A 16,442-nucleotide genomic window follows, 5' to 3' on the forward strand; every position below is an offset into this window, starting at 1 on the left:
TTTAAGAGGTTACAAACTAATCGTTTTCTATACCACTAGACTTTAGTTAGTTTAGTTCTTTTTCTTTATAATCATCTTTTCGAATTACCAAAAATCCTGTTGTACTTGTCTATTTCTTTACAATTTCCCTTGCTTTAAACTCAATACTTCGCTTTTCTAAATATTTCCAGATTTCCGTTGTATTTGCTGTTTCCGATAATGAAGTGAAATCATTTTGAGACATGCAGTAGGTTAGAAATCCATCAACATTTGCTTCGGGGATATCAAAACTTTCGGCTAGGGTTTGCTTTGAGAATTTAGTAATGACCTCTCTTTCTAGCTCCATAAGTTCATCACGAAGAACCATATCCTCAAAGGATTTGGTTCTTCCAGAAGCACGGTTCATTATTTTATGAGTGTTTATTCTTAGTCCAATACCATAATAACGAATATACTTACCTCTATCAGCCTCTAAAAGTAGTCGTTCGCTTTGGCTCATGACATCCAAATCTGCATTGGGCAATGCTAAAGACCCTGAAGTAACTATAGGCTTAAGACCTAACCGGTCTAAGTCACGGTCTATTTCTCCTGTAAGATTATACGGGGTAACCGTTACATCCTTTAAATTAATGACATTCTCAACTAGGTTTATAGTAACCAAACTGAGGTTTAAGATGGTATCGGTAATACTAATATTCTTTGTAAGGTATTGAACTGCAGTGACTTTTAGCACATCCCCAACTTTAACTTCAATAGAAAATTGGCCTAAGGAATCTGTAATTGTGGTTTTCTTTGAATTAAGGTTCATAACCACCACGTCCCTAACATCATTGTTCGCATTTTGCACTTTTCCCTGAAGTAATTTGGTTTTGGTTTGCGAAAAGCTAGAATGTGCATGTAATAAAACAAATAAAAAACAACTAATTCCAAAATAGGGTTTATATGCAGCCATCCTTGTTTTTTTCCAAAAGCAAATTATAAAACAAATTAGTCTCTAGGATATAATGAGTAGGTAAAATATTGTTAAATAATAAAGTGGCAGCAGAAAGTTATGTAATTGGCAAGACCCAAAAGGCATTACTACATTAAATAATCAAAGAAAATCAACACCTAATATTATGGATGATTACAAAATAACAGAAGCTAAATGATAATTTAATTTAAATAAATGGAATGCTTCTTTTCTTACGCATACTTTAATAAGTTAGTATGTGGCACAGAATTAAAATCAGCACTATTTGAAAGAGGATATCAGTATTTCGCAACTGCAGGAAAAGTTTCCGAACGGAAAGATTAAAACGTATGAAAAGAGTCATACCATATGTTTTATACATAAGAAAGTTTCTATGTTTAGGTGGCTTATAGAAGGTAGTATGGCGTACTATATTTCTCTAGAAAATCCTGATAAAGATGTATTGGTCTGTCAAAATTCCGAGCCGTTCTCTACTTTAGGCCTAAACGGGTTTACCCCTTCAAAACGCTATGTTTACAAGGTTTTGGTGGCTTCTGAAAAAGCGGACTTTTTTGAAATTCCTTTTGAACAGATAGAAACTTATTTGCAGGAGGGACATAAAAACATTTTACTCAAAAACATAGGCTCAAAATTATATCACCTGTTGCATACAGCTTTGTTAAAGCAATCGGAACTGTTAAATCCGGTTCGCTTTCAACCGTTTGTAGAAGATCGTAAGTTTCAAATTTCGCCCGTTGCGGAAAAAGAAGAAGTAATTTCTTTAATGAGGAAATCACCTTTTTTGGATTTTTTTGAGGAGAAACATTTGTCCGCTATGGCAACATTGGCTGAGCGCAGGGAATATGAACCGGACGAGGTTCTATATGTGCAGGACGGTTATAGCAACGGTTTGTTTATTTTGATTGATGGCGAAGTCTCCATAAAACGCATTGAGAATTCTATAGAGATTAAACAGCGTTCCATTAAAAATTCAGGTTTTGTGTTCGGGTGGTCTTGTCTGCTAAAGCAAAAAGATAGCTGTTCCGCCATTACACGTACCCGAACTTCGGCCTACTTTATTCATGACCATGATCTCATGAAATTGTTCCATAAAGATGATCAGTTCGAAGGTCTGTTTTTTAAACGGTTAATATGGCTAATGGGTAACCAGCTTAACGCTGCGTTCATAAGATATGTAGGATTGCTTGGAAAGCATAATCTTCAAGCGGTTTTTCAGCTGATTAAAAATAATGAATCCCGACTATCGGTTTCTTCTTCTTTGCACCAAGTGTTGCATTTACTGAAGAGTAATAATACAAAGACTCTGGGATATGACATTTTAAACTCATTATTAGTAAACGGCAGTGCGTTAGAAAGGCATATCGCCTCTTTGAGTTTGGAATTGTTAACGGAGGACCAGAAAGAAAGCGTTTTTATAAACGGACTGCAGGAAATCTATTCAAACGTGGCAGCAAGGGACACAACGGACCTCGATTTAAATCGGAAAATTTGTGCTACGCTTACCATTAAGGTCTTTGAAAATGTACCCTATGTCATTGAAGGATGGGAAAACCTACCGGAGACTACAGGCCACATTTTTACGTATAACCATCTCATAAACGATGCACAGTACACCTTAAACAATAGTTTTCAAATTACATTGGATTCCCATTTTATAAGTGCGAAGATTTTGTTTGAAAAATATGGCGAACCTGGTATCAGAACCGTCCGCATTGGCCGTGGACAAGAATATGGTCACCAAAACTATTACAACAATTTGGGCCATATAAATATATATACCAAAGACTCGGAGAAAACATCATCCAAAAATGCGAAACAGGCCCGAAACATATTTTATGAAGAAGCCTCCAAACTTCTGAACGATAACTACAACATAATCATTAGCCCTGAAGGAACATCATACCGAACCGAAGAATCTCCTGGACCTTTTAAAATGGGCGCTTTTAAATTGGCCGCCGGTCAAGAAAAAGAACCGCTTATCGTCCCTATAGTTCTAGTGAATTTTGATCATAGAATCGGTAGATCCTTGTTCTATTGTAAGATAGGACAGCCGTTTCTTTTAAGTGAAAAAGTAGCATCAAAAATTAAGGGAGATATGCGTGAATTTGTACAACAGTACCAAGCGCAATATAAAATTGATGTTCTCAAAGCTAGGGAAAGAGCAGAAGAATTATTTCTGTCGCCGGGTGGCACAGTATTAAATGAGGAGCCACCAGCCATGTGGGCCAATGAAATTAAAAGGCTGAAAAGAAGGGTTTCAAAACTGAAAACCCAAGAAAACCTGATTGCTGTTTATGGGAGTTCCTCGGTACGTTTATGGGTGCATATGCAGAAAGATTTATTGCCTTTCCATACGGTAAATCTTGGTTTTGGAGGTTCTACATTTGCCTGGTGTATTCATTATTTTGATGAGATTTTTGCCGAGGCCAATCCATCTAAAATAGTACTTTATGCTGGTGAGAACGATTTAAACCAAGGTAGAACGCCGCAAGAAGTATTGGCAGATTGCCATACCTTGGTGGGAATGGTCAGAGCTAAATATCCAAATGCCGCCTTGGCCTTAATCAGCCTAAAACCAAGTGTAGAGCGCGAGCAAATGATTCCATTGATTATTGAAACCAATCTACTGCTTTCAAAATATATAATTACTGAATTAAATGCACAGTATATAAATGTATTTAGCCATATGATCAGTAGTGACAACCGGCCCATACCTGAACTCTATCTCTCGGACGGCTTGCATCTAAATAAAGAAGGTTATGCTATTTGGAGCAGCGTAATTAAAAACGCGCTGGAGTCTGTAGCGTTGTTGGAGGTTGAGAAGTGAGGTTGTTATTTAAACTCTTAATTTTATAAAGTTGTGGCCGAAACCTTCTCCACTTCTTTAGGTTCTGTCTCGTTATAAACCTCTTTAACTATCTCGTACAAATCCGGAATCACCGTTTTGGCCACAGGAGACATGTTGTTCAATAGCACACAGATACCCAAATCGGCTTCCGGATAAACGGCTATTTCATTTCTGTAGTTATTAACGCTTCCGCCGTGGTGCCAGATGGTTTTTTCAAAATTACTGTCACCTTCGGTAAACTTATGGATTCTCCATCCAAAGCCATAATATGATCTGGTGTGCCCTGGCCACCTTTGGTAATATTTACGGTGTCCTGCTATTTCAATAAACGGATTGAATGCCTCTCCAATAGCGTCACTTTTCATAATATCAGGATTATGACCTAGCAAAAAACGCATCCAACGCCCCATATCGTGAGCATTAGAACTTATCCCGCCCGCTGCAACGGCATTATAGTAATTATCTCGCAAATGTGCCGCTCTCCAACCATTCCTTATGCGTACGTGGGGCATAGCAATATTTAGTTCATGGGTTAAGGCCTCATAATTTGTAGTGGTAGTACACATTTCCAACGGCTTAAAGAACCGATCGTCCAAAAGTGTGTTTATCTTTTTACCCGTTGCTTTTTTCATCATCTCCCCACAAAGTGCAAACATGGCATTCTGGTAGCTATACATAACCCCCGGTTCACTAATAGGCATAACTTCTTTAAATCTGCTCGCAATTTCTTTTAGAGGCAAACCTGCTTCGACCAAATTAGTGTAACTGTGGTATGGTGTACCAGAGGTATGAGACAATACATTCGCCAAAGTAACATTTTTGGTATTGGATCCATCTCCTAACTGAAACTCCGGAAGATAATCACTTACCTTATCCGTCCAATCTAATTTTCCTTCACTTTTAATATGGGCCGCCAACATACCGGCAAAACCTTTTGACAATGAACCTAGCCTAAAAACGGTCTCACCGTTTACCGTACTACTCTCCAAACTGTTTTTCCTACCGTATCCTTCAGAGATTACTATAGAATCTCCCCTAACAATACTTACCCCTGCTCCTACCACGTCTCCTTTGGCAATGGCTTTCTTAAAATAGGCCTTTAATCTAGCCTCTATTTTCTTTTTTCTAGAACTATATAATACAACGTCTATTTTGTCCTTTGGTGCTTTATCTGCAGTCGTAATGGCTGTTTCAGCCTTTGGTAAGGTATCGGAAGATTCCGATGGATATAAGCGTGAAGCAAGCGCTGATACTGTAAAAACGACAAGCGCAGATACAATTAAAAATTTAAATCTTTGCATTGATGAACGAATATTTTGGTGGTTGAGATAAACGAAAATAGGATGAATTGCTTAAATAACGGTTAAAATGCACTTTTTCTTATTCATTTTGATTACTTTTTATGTACTTCTTAACATTTTGTGCGATAAAAGCACTTATTTGATAGAATCAGTTAACGAAACTCCCAATAATAAATAATGATGTGCTTACTTTTACATTCTTATCAAAGCTGATTCTGCACGGATACATGAGTTTAAAAAAAGAAAGCCTTTCTCTTCGCGAAGCCCAAAAATTGGTTTTGCTATCACAACTTTTACCTACACCAAAAGTGGTAGGTTCTGCCCAAGATGCAACACTGTCTGCAATTGAGCATTTGGGTTATATACAAATTGATACCATATCAGTTATTGAGCGGGCACATCATCATACGCTATACAATCGGAATTCCCGATATAAATCAGCTCATTTAGAAGAATTAATAGCGGATAAGAAAGTTTTTGAATATTGGGCACATGCCGCCTCATATCTTCCTATGACCGATTACCGCTTTACTTTACCCCGTAAACAAGCTATTGCTTCCGGTAAACAAAAACACTGGTACAAACGCGATGTACAACTTATGCAATCTGTAGCTGAACGAATAAAAGCCGAAGGCCCTTTAATGGCTAAGGATTTTAACAAAAAAGGGAAGAAGCATGGTGAATGGAAAACTGCCCCTACAAAACAGGCTTTAGAAAATTTATTTATGGAGGGTGAATTGATGATTTCAAAACGTGTCAACTTTCATAAAGTATACGACCTTACCGAAAGAGTTTTACCGAGTTCATTGAACACTACTACTCCAACGGATGATGAATATGGCAAGTTTTTGGTGAAAAAATATTTACGAGCCAACGGACTGGGAAAGTTAACAGAAATGACCTATCTCATCAAGAACACAAAACCATTGGTTACGAACGCTTTGGATACCATGCTGAAAACAGGCGAAATAGAACTGGTAAACGTTTCCAACACTGCATATTACGTACTTCCCGAAGCACTAAAACTCCTAAACCAACCTTTGGCCAGAAAGAAACTTAAAATTTTATCTCCTTTTGATAATCTCCTCATTCAAAGAAAAAGAATGACGGACCTCTTTAATTTTGATTATACCCTGGAGTGCTATGTACCCCAACACAAAAGAAAACACGGTTATTTTAGCTTGCCAATTTTATGGGACGGTAAATTAGTAGCCCGTATGGATAGCAAAGCCGATAGAAAAGAAAAGGTCCTGTACATTCACCAACTAACCTTAGAACCGAGTCTACGAAAAACCGAAGCCTTTGCAGATGCTCTAGGGAGAGAATTACAATCGTTTATGGAGTTCAATGCTTGTAACAGTATTCAATTACACCGTACAATCCCATCATCTTTCAAATTTGAACATAGAGTTCTAAATTAATGGTTCGGTGAAATTAAAAACGTTTCAACCTATAACTTTCTTTGTATCTTAATAGGCAAACCCTGTAAAAACAGGTGGAAAAACATATTTTTGCGCATTTTTAACGCTAAAAATTAAGCTGAAAGGTGATTGAAATTCAAAACATAAAATTCAATAACGAAACAAGACCAGAATCCGGTTTTGAACTTATAGACTTAGAAGAGCTTTTTAGGCGTGATATTGAGCAAGACATTACCCTGTCTCACAAGGTAGAGTTTTACCAAATTTTATTTATTACGGAAGGTAGTTCAAAACACAGCATTGATTTTACGGATTACCCGTATACCAAAAGCACTCTTTTTACGATACGAAAAGACCAAATTCATAAGTTTTATAAGAATCCAGATACAAAAGGTTTTCTTTTACTTTTTACCGAAGATTTTCTGGCAAGTCTCTTAAGTCAAAAAGAAGTGGTTCGTTCGCATGAACTTTTTAATCAATTTTTAACCTCTCCAAAACTAACAATCAATGACGAAGACTTTGATGGTATTTACTCGGTCGTAAAATATATAGAGTTAGAATATACCAAGAATTATGATGAGTTCTCAGGTGGTATTATTAGAAATGCACTTCATATTTTGGTGTATAAATTGTTTCGCATTAAGCTAAAGCAAGGCACACAATTTTCCCAACATAAATATGTAGGCGATTTTATACAGTTCCAGCAATTGATAGAAAAACGTTGTTTTGAGACCAAAAAAACACTGGATTATGCTCAACTTATGGGTTGTACACCCAAAACGCTAAACAATGTTTGCCAAACTATCGTTGGAAAATCTGCCAAAACAATCATAGATGAGATTCTAGTTACACAGATTAAGCGTTTATTGATCAACACTTCCTTGTCCATCACAGAAATAGCATACACCTCTGGCTTTGATGAACCTACCAATATGTATAAATATTTTAAAAAACATACAAAAGTTACTCCTGAAGCTTTTAGACAAAGGCACATCTAGAAACTTTCCCTTTTTTACAGTATAACTTCATTTTTCTATAGTCTTTGACTTAGGTATCCGCAATACTTTTGTGTTATATAATTTAATTAATTTTTTTAAAAAAATATAGCATATGAAAATTGCAATAACCGGAGCCACCGGACAATTAGGAAGGCTCGTAATTAACAAACTAAAAGGGAGAACAGCAAAAGCTAACATTGTAGCTTTAGCAAGAACCCCTGAAAAAGCAAATGATTTAGGGGTTGAAGTACGTGCGTTCGATTATGGGAATAGCCAACAAATGGTACAGTCCCTGGCAGGTATTGATAAACTACTTTTAATATCGGGAAGTGAACTAGGACAACGTATAAAACAGCATACCAACATTATTGGTGCCGCTAAAAAAGCGGGCGTAAAATCAATTGTCTATACCAGTCTTTTAAAAATTGAAAGTTCTACTTTGGTATTGGTGCCTGAACATTTAGGTACAGAGAAGGTTTTAGCCGAATCCGGCATTCCTTTTACGTTATTAAGAAATGGATGGTATACTGAAAACTATACGGGTTCCGTACAAGATGCCATAAAAATGGGTGCTGTCTATGGTAGCTCTGGTGACGGTAAAATTTCATCTGCTTCACGTGAAGATTTTGCAGAAGCTGCTGCAATTGTATTGACTTCTAAAAATCAAGAAGGTAAAATTTACGAGTTGGCAGGTGATGAATCTTTTACTATGAGCGACTACGCTAAAGAGATTTCAAAACAAACTGGAAAAGATATTTCTTATGTGAATCTTTCTGAAAAAGATTATGCCCATGCGTTAGAAGATGCTGGAGTTCCAACTCCAATTGCTGGGTTTTTAGCAAGTTCTCACATATCTACTGAAAAAGGAGATTTGTTTGATGATAATCATCAACTATCAAAATTATTGGGCAGACCCACTACCCCATTATCAAAAACTGTAGTTGAAGCTTTAGGTTAAATAAATCTATTTATAGGTACAGAAGGTTGTTTTTTGTTTCAAACAAAAGACAACCTTCTTTTATTCAGATCGAAATCAACGATTCACGTTCGTAGAACGTTTGTATTAAATTATTTAATCATTTTGGTTATCCATTAAAATAGACCAAAATACAAATGGTTAACCTGCATTTTTAGATTTTCCCTTTTTTACAGTGTTTTTACCTTTTTTAATAGGTACTGACCTATGTCTTCCATTTACTTTTGCTTCATTAATTAACAAAGAAAAAACAATGAGAAATACATTTTTATTTACAGTAGTAATTTCGGCTTTGAGCCTAACATCATGTAACGGTCAAGATGATGATGCTTCAACCAAAGAAATTTCCAATCAGGAAAAAGTTGTGGCATTGCTTAAATCTATTGAAACCGGAAATCAAGAACCTGCAGCTTATATTAATCCTAATAAATACATTCAACACAATTTAGATGTTGCAGATGGATTAGCTGGTTTTGGAGCAACGTTACAGGCTTTGCCCGCAAATTCGGCAAAAGTAAATACAGTACGTGCCTTTACAGATGGTGGTTTTATCTTTACTCATACGGATTACAATTTTTTTGGTCCAAAAATAGGTTTTGATATTTTTAGATTTGAAGATGGATTAATTGTAGAACATTGGGATAACCTACAAGTAACACCCGAAGAAGCCAACCCAAGTGGACACACCATGATAGATGGTTCCGTAGAAATTACAGATTTAGGTAAAACTGAAGAAAATAAAGAAATGGTTACCTCCTTTGTTACTGATATTTTGGTAAACGGAGACATGAGTAAATTGACTACTTATTTTGACGGTGATAACTATATTCAGCATAACCCAAATATACCAGATCAAGTTTCTGGTTTAGGTGGGGCTCTAGAAGCAATGGCAGCACAAGGCATTTATATGACTTATGATAAAGTTCATATGGTTCTTGGCCAAGGTAATTTTGTACTAACCGTTAGTGAAGGTCATTTAGGAGAAGATTACAATGCGTTTTATGATCTGTTTAGAATAGAAAACGGAAAAATAGCAGAACATTGGGATGTACTGCAAAACATAACACCTAAAGCAGATTGGAAAAATGAAAACGGAAAATTCTAAATAAAGTAATATTAAATGAAGGCAGCTAACGGGCTGCCTTCATATTTAAAATTAAAAGTGATTTTACTCTTCAAACAAAAACTCACCTTTGGTTTCGGCAGTCTGTAAGCCCCATTCAATAATCAGTTCTAAAATAGGAATTAACGTTTGTCCAAATTCAGTAAGTGTGTACTCTACTTTTAAAGGCGGCTTTTTGGTAAATACTTTTCTGTTAACCATACCATCTGCTTCTAATTGTTTCAATTGTAAACTTAAAGTACGTTCTGTAATACCAGAGATTTCTTTTCGTAATTGGTTGTAACGCTTTTTATCACCAATTAAATGGGTTAGTATAACACTCTTCCATTTACCACCAATGAGTTCCATTGCAGCACTGGTAGGGCAAAAGGAAATTTTTCCATTAATCTTAATTTTTGGTTTCTTTTCAAACAGCTCTTTTCTGTCCATTTCTACATATTTATTTAAAACATAACAGCTACTTAAGTTATGTAGTTGCTTCTTAATCTTTAACACAAAGTTATAACGCTTTAATTAAGTATGCAACTATATTTTTTATAGTAATAATTTTAATTTTAACTAAATGATTGTCAGTATATTACAAAAATAATTTGTACTATATTTTATAACCGTTATTGCGCAGTAAAGTAACTATACATAGTTTTGTACCTATAATTTTGATAGTACAATTAATCATCATAAAAACGAAATAAAATGAATCTAACAGAAATATTAAACAACCGCTACTCTGCAAAAGAATTTGATACAACTAAAAAAATATCCGATGCAGATATTCAACAAATAAAAGATGTATTACGTTTAAGTCCGTCTAGCGTAAACCTACAACCTTGGCATTTTTTAATAGCAGATACTCAAGAAGGTAAAGCCCGTATTGCAAAAGGAACACAAGGATTTTTCAAATTCAACACACCAAAAGTCTTAGATGCATCTCACGTAATTGTTATCGCAGCTCGCACAGATGCAAACGATGATTATATGAACAGTATTCTAGAACAAGAAGACCAAGATGGTCGTTTTGCAGCACAAGAGTTTAAAGATCAAATGCACGGTGGTCGTATGCTATTTGCAAACATTCACCGCTACGACCTTAAAGATTTACCACACTGGATGGAAAAACAAGTGTATTTAAATATGGGTGCACTTTTATTAGGTGCAGCTGCCTTAGGTATAGATGCTTGCCCAATGGAAGGCGTAGACGTAAAAGCCTTAGATGAAGAGTTTGGCTTACGCGAAAAAGGCTTCACCGCTCTAGCCGTAGTGTCTTTAGGTTATAGAAAAGACAGTGACTTTAATGCAAAATTACCAAAGTCAAGGTTTCCTGAAGAAACAGTTATTACTCAGTTATAATCAAATTTAAAACTCTAGAAAATATGAAGAAACTTTTAAAAATCATTGGTGGAATTATTGGAGTATTAGTGATTGCTGTAGCAGTCATATACTTCTTCTTTCCAAAGGTTCTTGTAGACCAAACCAATGCCAGTTATGCTCGTGCTGCCAGTCTTGAGAAAAAAACGATTGAAATAAATGGTTACACTGTTCATTTCTATGAAAGTGAAGGGAAAAATGATAAGCCAGACTTTGTTCTTGTTCACGGTATGGGAGATGATAAAAGTAGTTTTTTACAAACCGCTAAATTTTTATCAGCAGACTATCATTTAATTCTACCCGATTTAGCGGGTCACGGTGAAAATGAAAGAAAAGAAGGACTTGATTATTCTATAGACGGACAAGCAACTTTTCTGAAGTCCTTTTTAGAAAAACTTGGTGTAAATCAATTTAACCTTGTTGGTAACTCAATGGGTGGACATACCGCTGCAGCATATGCCATTAAATATCCCAATGACCTTACCAACTTGATCTTACTTGATGCTGCGGGTATTAAAATAGATGACCACGTTGTGTATGGTGGTTTTGGTAAAGAAATTGAGAATAAAGAAGAGTTAAATGCTGTGCTTTCACGCGTCTTTTATAAAGTGCCGGACCTTCCTGGACCTATAGCCGATTACATGATAGAAACCATAAACAATAGTAAAGATTTTGTAGATGGTTCTTTAATTCCTGCAATTAAAAATGGAAAATATTTCAATCTTAAAGATGATGTGCAATCCATTAAAGCAGCAACATTAGTATTACAGGGCAAACATGATGAAGTAGTAAGTTTTAACGTGGCTGAATACTACAGAGACCACATCCCCAATGCGAAGTTAGTAGTTATTGAAAACGCATCGCACTCTCCACAATTAGAAGTTCCGGAAGAAGTGGCTAATGATATTAAAAAATTCATTTCTAACACTAAATAAATTATGGAAACAGATACAAAAATTGTTCACGCAGCTATCGTACAATATCACCGTTGGTATCTTTTTTATGAACGTGATTTTGAAAACAAACAGCGACTAGAAAATCAGTTAGAAATATTAGCAGATGATATAAAAATGAAATCTGCAGCTGGAGAAATGCAAGGCAAAGCGAATTATCCTGAAAGATTAAAAGTTTATAAAGGATGGAAAAATGCGCATCATATTCAAAATATAGTAGTTAATAAATTAGAGAACGGTACTGTTAATTTAGAAGCTGATATTATATATCAAAATTTAAAGTCAGACGGTTCTAATGACAGCTATCCTTTGCATTATAGCACATTTTTAAAAGAAGTTCCTGGTGCACTTTTACCTGTATTTACAGAAATCAATATTAAGCCTACTGGCGAGATTAAAGACCCAACGTTTGAGGATGCATACCCAGAAAACCGAATGTTATCTCTTATACATTACTGGCTCTTAAATATGGAACAGTTAGATGGTAATGTCGCTCCATTTAAAGAGGTATTGGCTGATGGTTTTAAACTTAATTTTTCAACAAATAGCGAACCTATTGTTACCGTAGAGCAATTAGAACAGTGGTTGAATGGAACACCAAAACAATTGAAGGAAAGCAGTCATTTTCCAGAGAACTTTACTGTAAAAGTAATTTCAGAAAATAAATATGAAGTCAATGTAGATTTTGTTTGGAAAGGGATAACAAAAGAGGGTCAAAAATTAACCGCAACTACCGCACACCATTGGATAGTAAAGGATAATCCAAATGACAGGTTTGCAAAAATAAAAGAGGTTACCATTATTCAAAAAGTGCCACTTACTCCATTAAAATAAAATATAATTCAATTATAAAGAACATTATTATGAAAAGTACAATAGTAAAATTTACAGCAAAACCAGAACACAAAGATACGTTTGCAGCAACGCTTAAAGAAGCACAAGCTGCAACCCAAAAAGAAGCTGGCAATAAAGAGATTAGAGTATTTGTATCTAAATCAGAAGACAATGTGTTTTTTGTTTACGAACGTTGGGCAGACAAAGCTGCTATTACATCTCACGATAAGGAACCACATACCAAAAAGTTAATGGAAGTAGGGCAAACTGCGTTACAAATGGCTCCTGATTTCTACTTTTTAGGCGATACAAATCCGCTTCCAGACCATTCTAAATCTGCAAATCCTGAAGATGACGTATTTATTATTTTCTTCATTTTTAAATTGAAAACTGAATTTAGAGAAGCACTTGTAGAGCAGTTTGAAGATCACATTACCCACACAAGAAAAGAGGAAGAAGGCAACATCCTTTTTGATTTATATACAGTAGATAATCAAGAGGATACCCTAGCAGTTTATGAGCATTGGAGAAAAGAATCTGATGTTTGGGACATTCACTTTAATCAACCTTATGCAGTAAAAACAGGCAAACTGATGGAAGAAGCTGTCATTGGTGATTTAAAGCAGTATATGAATTTCGTTACAGAAATTTAAGAGAAATCAATAATCAACTAAAAAGCACTCTTATGAAAAAAGCAATTCTATTAGTTTCCTTGGCAATTTTAGCAAGCTGCGGAAATCAGGACAAAAAAGAAGCAGTTTCAACTACAGAAACGCAAGATCACGAACATCCGCATCCACACAACGTTGATGATAACGGATTAGCACCACATACGGAAAACACCATTCATCAATATGCGCCAACGGTTGCGTTGTTAAATAGTATATATGAAGGTGATTTTACGCCAGAACAAATGGTACAGCAAGGTAATATTGGTATTGGTACCGTAAATCACCTAGCAGGTGAACTGGTTGCTGTAGATGGTGTGGTATATACTATTGATGCGGAAGGCGGAATTAAAGAGGCTCCGGAAGATTTAGAATCGCCTAATATGACGATGATTAATTTTCAACCTAAAAAAACGGTAACCGTTGAAAACATTACCTCTTATGAAGAACTAAACAAAGAACTTCAAAAATACTCTACTTCTAAAAACAGTTTTTATGCCTACAGAATTAAAGGAGAGTTTGGATATCTAAAAATGGCATCTGCACATAAAGTAGAAAATGAAGATGTTTCTCTATTTGAATATTTAGATACAAGGGTAATGTATACTAGAGATAATATTAAAGGAACTTTAGTAGGCTTATTTACGCCAGATTATATTGGAAACGTAGTGATTCCGGGAATGCACTTTCACTTTTTATCTGAAGATATAACACTGGGAGGACATTTAGAAGATATCAAGTTTGATAAACTTCAAGTAGAAATTCAAGAAATAAACCAAGTAAACCTACAGCTTCCTCAAACCGAAAAATTCAGAAACAAAACGTTGAAGCAAGGTGCCTCACCTAAAGCAACCGCAAAGCAAAACGGTAAATAAGAAGATTATGAAAAAGTACATCATTTTGGTTTTAGCATTGTCTTTCTCTTTTGCAAGTAATGCGCAAAACACTAAAGAAGACAACTATAAAACAGGCGTAAAAATTGTTAATGAGGTTAATGGCGAAGGAGCTTCAAAAGGATTAGAAGCAGCTTTTAAAAGTGTCTCTCCAGATATGGCAGATTATATTATTCGCTATGGTTTTGGAGAAATTTATAACAGAAAAGGCATAGATTTTAAAACCAAAGAATTATTAATAATAGCTAGTCTTACTACACAAGCTAATGCGAAATCGCAGTTGAAATCACATATAAAGGCTGCCTTAAATTTAGGTGTTACGCCAAATCAGATTTCAGAAACTATGATTTTGTTAAGCCTGTATACGGGCTTTCCAGCTGCAAATAATGGCATTTTTACTTTAAAGGAAGTTTTAGAAGAAACAAACTATACTGCATCTAATCACATAAATACAACACAGCAATTAGTTAAAAACTGGGAGTTAGATGGTTTTTCTATGCCTGAGTCTATTGTGGCATCACCAACAGAGAATTGGTTATATGTTTCTAACGTAAATCAAAATAACAAAGGGTATATAAGTAGAATTTCAAAGGACGGAAAAGTTGATAATTATAAATGGGTAACTGGTTTAAATTCGCCAGCAGGCTTGGCATTATATCAAGACAAATTATACGTTGGCGATGGTAAGGAGCTTCATATTATCAATGTTAAAAATGGTAAAGTCGTAAATAGCATTACTTCTCCAGATGTTGTGTCATTAAATGATGTCGTGGTTTCTAAAAACGGACAGGTTTTTATTTCTGATATAGCAAGTGGTAAGATTTTCACATTAGTAAATAACAAATTAGAGGTTTGGTTTCAATCCCCTGAAATTAAGCATCCAAACGGACTTTATATTCAAAATGAAGACTTGGTTATTGCAAATTTTGGTGAAGAATTGACTTTAGAAATTTCACCAGATAAGTTTGGCAGTCTATATAAAGTTAACCTAAAAGATAAAACGATAACACGGTTTAAAAGCAGTTATCAACTAGGAGCTTTAGACGGTTTAACTGCTGTTAATGATGGTTTTTTAGTAACAGGAGGTACGGTTAGTGACTTGTTTTTTATAAATGAGAATACGCGACAATTAATTGGAAACTTCCCGAAAGGTTTAGCAGATATTACTATAGAAAACAATGTTTTATTTACTCCGGTTCTATTTAGTAATTCGATAGCATCTTACACACTTCCATCAACTATTAGTAAAGCTATACCTGTAGATGAAAATTGGAAAAGAATAAACACAAAAGAAGAATACTTAAAGATAGCTGCCGACAATTTTTATGGTGACAAAGACGGACAATCTGTTGCTACGCACGACGGACAAATATTTGGAGTTTTTGGAGGTAAAGTATTGACAGGTACTTGGGATTGGAAAAATAATTTCTTCACCAGAACCAGCAAAATCGGAAATATGGATTTAGGGTATGATGAACTTGTAATTGAAGTTACAGATACCAAAATGCGCTTAACACTTAAGCAAGGCAAGGGAATGACCGTTGTCTACAATAAAAAATAATTTAAAAGAAATATTATGAAAAAAATACAATTATCAATAATAGTTTTAGGCACATTTTTATTAGCCTCTTGTACAGACAACTCAGCTGAGTCAAAAAAGCTAAATGAAAATATCTCACGTCTTGAGACTCAAATATCTACTCAAAAAGAGGAGAAAGCAACCTTAGAAGCAAATAAAAAATTGGTAACAGATTTTTATCAAGACCTTTTCGGTAATCAGAATTATCAAAATATGGATAAATATGTAGGTCCGGTCTATGTACAGCACAATCCCAATGTTGCCGATGGTAGAGAGGCATTGCAAAAAATGCTTCCGATTTGGTTTAAAGATACTCCGAAGTATAAGCTAAATTTTAACCTTGTAATTGCTGAAAAAGACCTTGTTTTTGTGCAAGTAATTACCGAAAAAGACGGGAACAGAACATCTACAATGGACGTGTTTAGAGTTACAGATGGTAAAATATCTGAGCATTGGGATGCCTTCAATACTTTTAATGCGGGTGACAAATCTGCCAACGATAATCCATTATTTTAATCAAAAAAAACGCAC

Annotated in this window: 15 protein-coding genes; 12 read left to right on the plus strand and 3 right to left on the minus strand. The window is 35.2% G+C overall.

The window, feature by feature from the left end; translation table 11 throughout:
* Positions 1 to 109: 109 nt before the first annotated feature.
* On the minus strand, positions 110 to 931 hold the full coding sequence (locus tag KO521_RS08100; RefSeq protein WP_215939389.1) for a hypothetical protein: 822 nt from the start codon (positions 929 to 931) through the stop codon (positions 110 to 112).
* A 286-nt stretch (positions 932 to 1,217) separates the two neighbouring features.
* Between KO521_RS08100 and KO521_RS08105 the strand changes: the two genes are divergently transcribed.
* Positions 1,218 to 3,779, plus strand: a complete 2,562-nt coding sequence (locus KO521_RS08105; protein WP_215939390.1) for a GDSL-type esterase/lipase family protein — start codon at positions 1,218 to 1,220, stop codon at positions 3,777 to 3,779.
* Between the two features lie 23 nt (positions 3,780 to 3,802).
* On the opposite strand, the gene KO521_RS08110 is transcribed toward KO521_RS08105, so the two are convergent.
* Positions 3,803 to 5,101 carry a serine hydrolase domain-containing protein gene (locus KO521_RS08110; protein WP_215939391.1) on the minus strand — a complete coding sequence of 433 codons (1,299 nt, stop codon included), beginning with the start codon at positions 5,099 to 5,101 and terminating at the stop codon, positions 3,803 to 3,805.
* Positions 5,102 to 5,328: 227 nt separating this feature from the next.
* Between KO521_RS08110 and KO521_RS08115 the strand changes: the two genes are divergently transcribed.
* The 4 genes from KO521_RS08115 (at position 5,329) to KO521_RS08130 (ending at position 9,601) form a co-directional block, all read left to right on the plus strand.
* Positions 5,329 to 6,522 (plus strand): winged helix-turn-helix domain-containing protein, encoded by a 1,194-nt coding sequence (locus KO521_RS08115; RefSeq protein ID WP_215939392.1) that lies wholly within the window; start codon positions 5,329 to 5,331, stop codon positions 6,520 to 6,522.
* Between the two features lie 125 nt (positions 6,523 to 6,647).
* Positions 6,648 to 7,520, plus strand: coding sequence for an AraC family transcriptional regulator (locus KO521_RS08120; RefSeq protein ID WP_215939393.1), 873 nt, complete (start codon positions 6,648 to 6,650; stop codon positions 7,518 to 7,520).
* 112 nt (positions 7,521 to 7,632) lie between these two features.
* Positions 7,633 to 8,478, plus strand: coding sequence for an SDR family oxidoreductase (locus KO521_RS08125; protein WP_215939394.1), 846 nt, complete (start codon positions 7,633 to 7,635; stop codon positions 8,476 to 8,478).
* A gap of 271 nt (positions 8,479 to 8,749) precedes the next feature.
* Positions 8,750 to 9,601: a nuclear transport factor 2 family protein gene (locus KO521_RS08130; RefSeq protein ID WP_215939395.1), complete on the plus strand. Its 852-nt coding sequence runs from the start codon at positions 8,750 to 8,752 to the stop codon at positions 9,599 to 9,601.
* 63 nt (positions 9,602 to 9,664) lie between these two features.
* On the opposite strand, the gene KO521_RS08135 is transcribed toward KO521_RS08130, so the two are convergent.
* Positions 9,665 to 10,048 (minus strand): winged helix-turn-helix transcriptional regulator, encoded by a 384-nt coding sequence (locus KO521_RS08135; protein WP_215939396.1) that lies wholly within the window; start codon positions 10,046 to 10,048, stop codon positions 9,665 to 9,667.
* Between the two features lie 264 nt (positions 10,049 to 10,312).
* Here KO521_RS08135 and nfsB point away from each other — a divergent pair, with 264 nt between their 5' ends.
* The 7 genes from nfsB to KO521_RS08170 are packed head-to-tail and all read left to right on the plus strand — an operon-like array spanning position 10,313 to position 16,427.
* The gene (gene nfsB / locus KO521_RS08140) at positions 10,313 to 10,966 is read left to right on the plus strand and encodes an oxygen-insensitive NAD(P)H nitroreductase (protein ID WP_215939397.1); all 654 of its coding nucleotides are present in this window, start codon (positions 10,313 to 10,315) and stop codon (positions 10,964 to 10,966) included.
* Positions 10,967 to 10,989: 23 nt separating this feature from the next.
* Positions 10,990 to 11,919, plus strand: coding sequence for an alpha/beta fold hydrolase (locus tag KO521_RS08145; RefSeq protein ID WP_215939398.1), 930 nt, complete (start codon positions 10,990 to 10,992; stop codon positions 11,917 to 11,919).
* Positions 11,920 to 11,922: 3 nt separating this feature from the next.
* Positions 11,923 to 12,771: a hypothetical protein gene (locus tag KO521_RS08150; protein ID WP_215939399.1), complete on the plus strand. Its 849-nt coding sequence runs from the start codon at positions 11,923 to 11,925 to the stop codon at positions 12,769 to 12,771.
* 29 nt (positions 12,772 to 12,800) lie between these two features.
* Positions 12,801 to 13,424 (plus strand): putative quinol monooxygenase, encoded by a 624-nt coding sequence (locus KO521_RS08155; RefSeq protein ID WP_215939400.1) that lies wholly within the window; start codon positions 12,801 to 12,803, stop codon positions 13,422 to 13,424.
* 32 nt (positions 13,425 to 13,456) lie between these two features.
* Positions 13,457 to 14,314, plus strand: coding sequence for an acetolactate decarboxylase (gene budA, locus KO521_RS08160; RefSeq protein ID WP_215939401.1), 858 nt, complete (start codon positions 13,457 to 13,459; stop codon positions 14,312 to 14,314).
* Positions 14,315 to 14,321: 7 nt separating this feature from the next.
* On the plus strand, positions 14,322 to 15,893 hold the full coding sequence (locus KO521_RS08165; RefSeq protein ID WP_215939402.1) for a carboxymuconolactone decarboxylase family protein: 1,572 nt from the start codon (positions 14,322 to 14,324) through the stop codon (positions 15,891 to 15,893).
* Positions 15,894 to 15,908: 15 nt separating this feature from the next.
* Complete coding sequence (locus KO521_RS08170) at positions 15,909 to 16,427, plus strand: nuclear transport factor 2 family protein (protein WP_215939403.1); 519 nt, start codon at positions 15,909 to 15,911, stop codon at positions 16,425 to 16,427.
* The last annotated feature ends 15 nt before the right edge of the window (positions 16,428 to 16,442 follow it).

It is taken from the genome of Zobellia uliginosa (genome assembly GCF_018860745.1).
GTDB lineage: Bacteria > Bacteroidota > Bacteroidia > Flavobacteriales > Flavobacteriaceae > Zobellia > Zobellia uliginosa_B.

Coding starts and splice junctions, on each gene's coding strand:
- KO521_RS08130 (WP_215939395.1), top strand. CDS start 8,750: ATGAGAAATACATTTTTATTTACAGTAGTAATTTCGGCTTTGAGCCTA.
- budA (WP_215939401.1), top strand. CDS start 13,457: ATGAAAAAAGCAATTCTATTAGTTTCCTTGGCAATTTTAGCAAGCTGC.
- KO521_RS08150 (WP_215939399.1), top strand. CDS start 11,923: ATGGAAACAGATACAAAAATTGTTCACGCAGCTATCGTACAATATCAC.
- KO521_RS08100 (WP_215939389.1), bottom strand. CDS start 931: ATGGCTGCATATAAACCCTATTTTGGAATTAGTTGTTTTTTATTTGTT.
- KO521_RS08165 (WP_215939402.1), top strand. CDS start 14,322: ATGAAAAAGTACATCATTTTGGTTTTAGCATTGTCTTTCTCTTTTGCA.
- KO521_RS08155 (WP_215939400.1), top strand. CDS start 12,801: ATGAAAAGTACAATAGTAAAATTTACAGCAAAACCAGAACACAAAGAT.
- KO521_RS08135 (WP_215939396.1), bottom strand. CDS start 10,048: ATGGACAGAAAAGAGCTGTTTGAAAAGAAACCAAAAATTAAGATTAAT.
- nfsB (WP_215939397.1), top strand. CDS start 10,313: ATGAATCTAACAGAAATATTAAACAACCGCTACTCTGCAAAAGAATTT.
- KO521_RS08145 (WP_215939398.1), top strand. CDS start 10,990: ATGAAGAAACTTTTAAAAATCATTGGTGGAATTATTGGAGTATTAGTG.
- KO521_RS08115 (WP_215939392.1), top strand. CDS start 5,329: ATGAGTTTAAAAAAAGAAAGCCTTTCTCTTCGCGAAGCCCAAAAATTG.
- KO521_RS08170 (WP_215939403.1), top strand. CDS start 15,909: ATGAAAAAAATACAATTATCAATAATAGTTTTAGGCACATTTTTATTA.
- KO521_RS08125 (WP_215939394.1), top strand. CDS start 7,633: ATGAAAATTGCAATAACCGGAGCCACCGGACAATTAGGAAGGCTCGTA.
- KO521_RS08110 (WP_215939391.1), bottom strand. CDS start 5,101: ATGCAAAGATTTAAATTTTTAATTGTATCTGCGCTTGTCGTTTTTACA.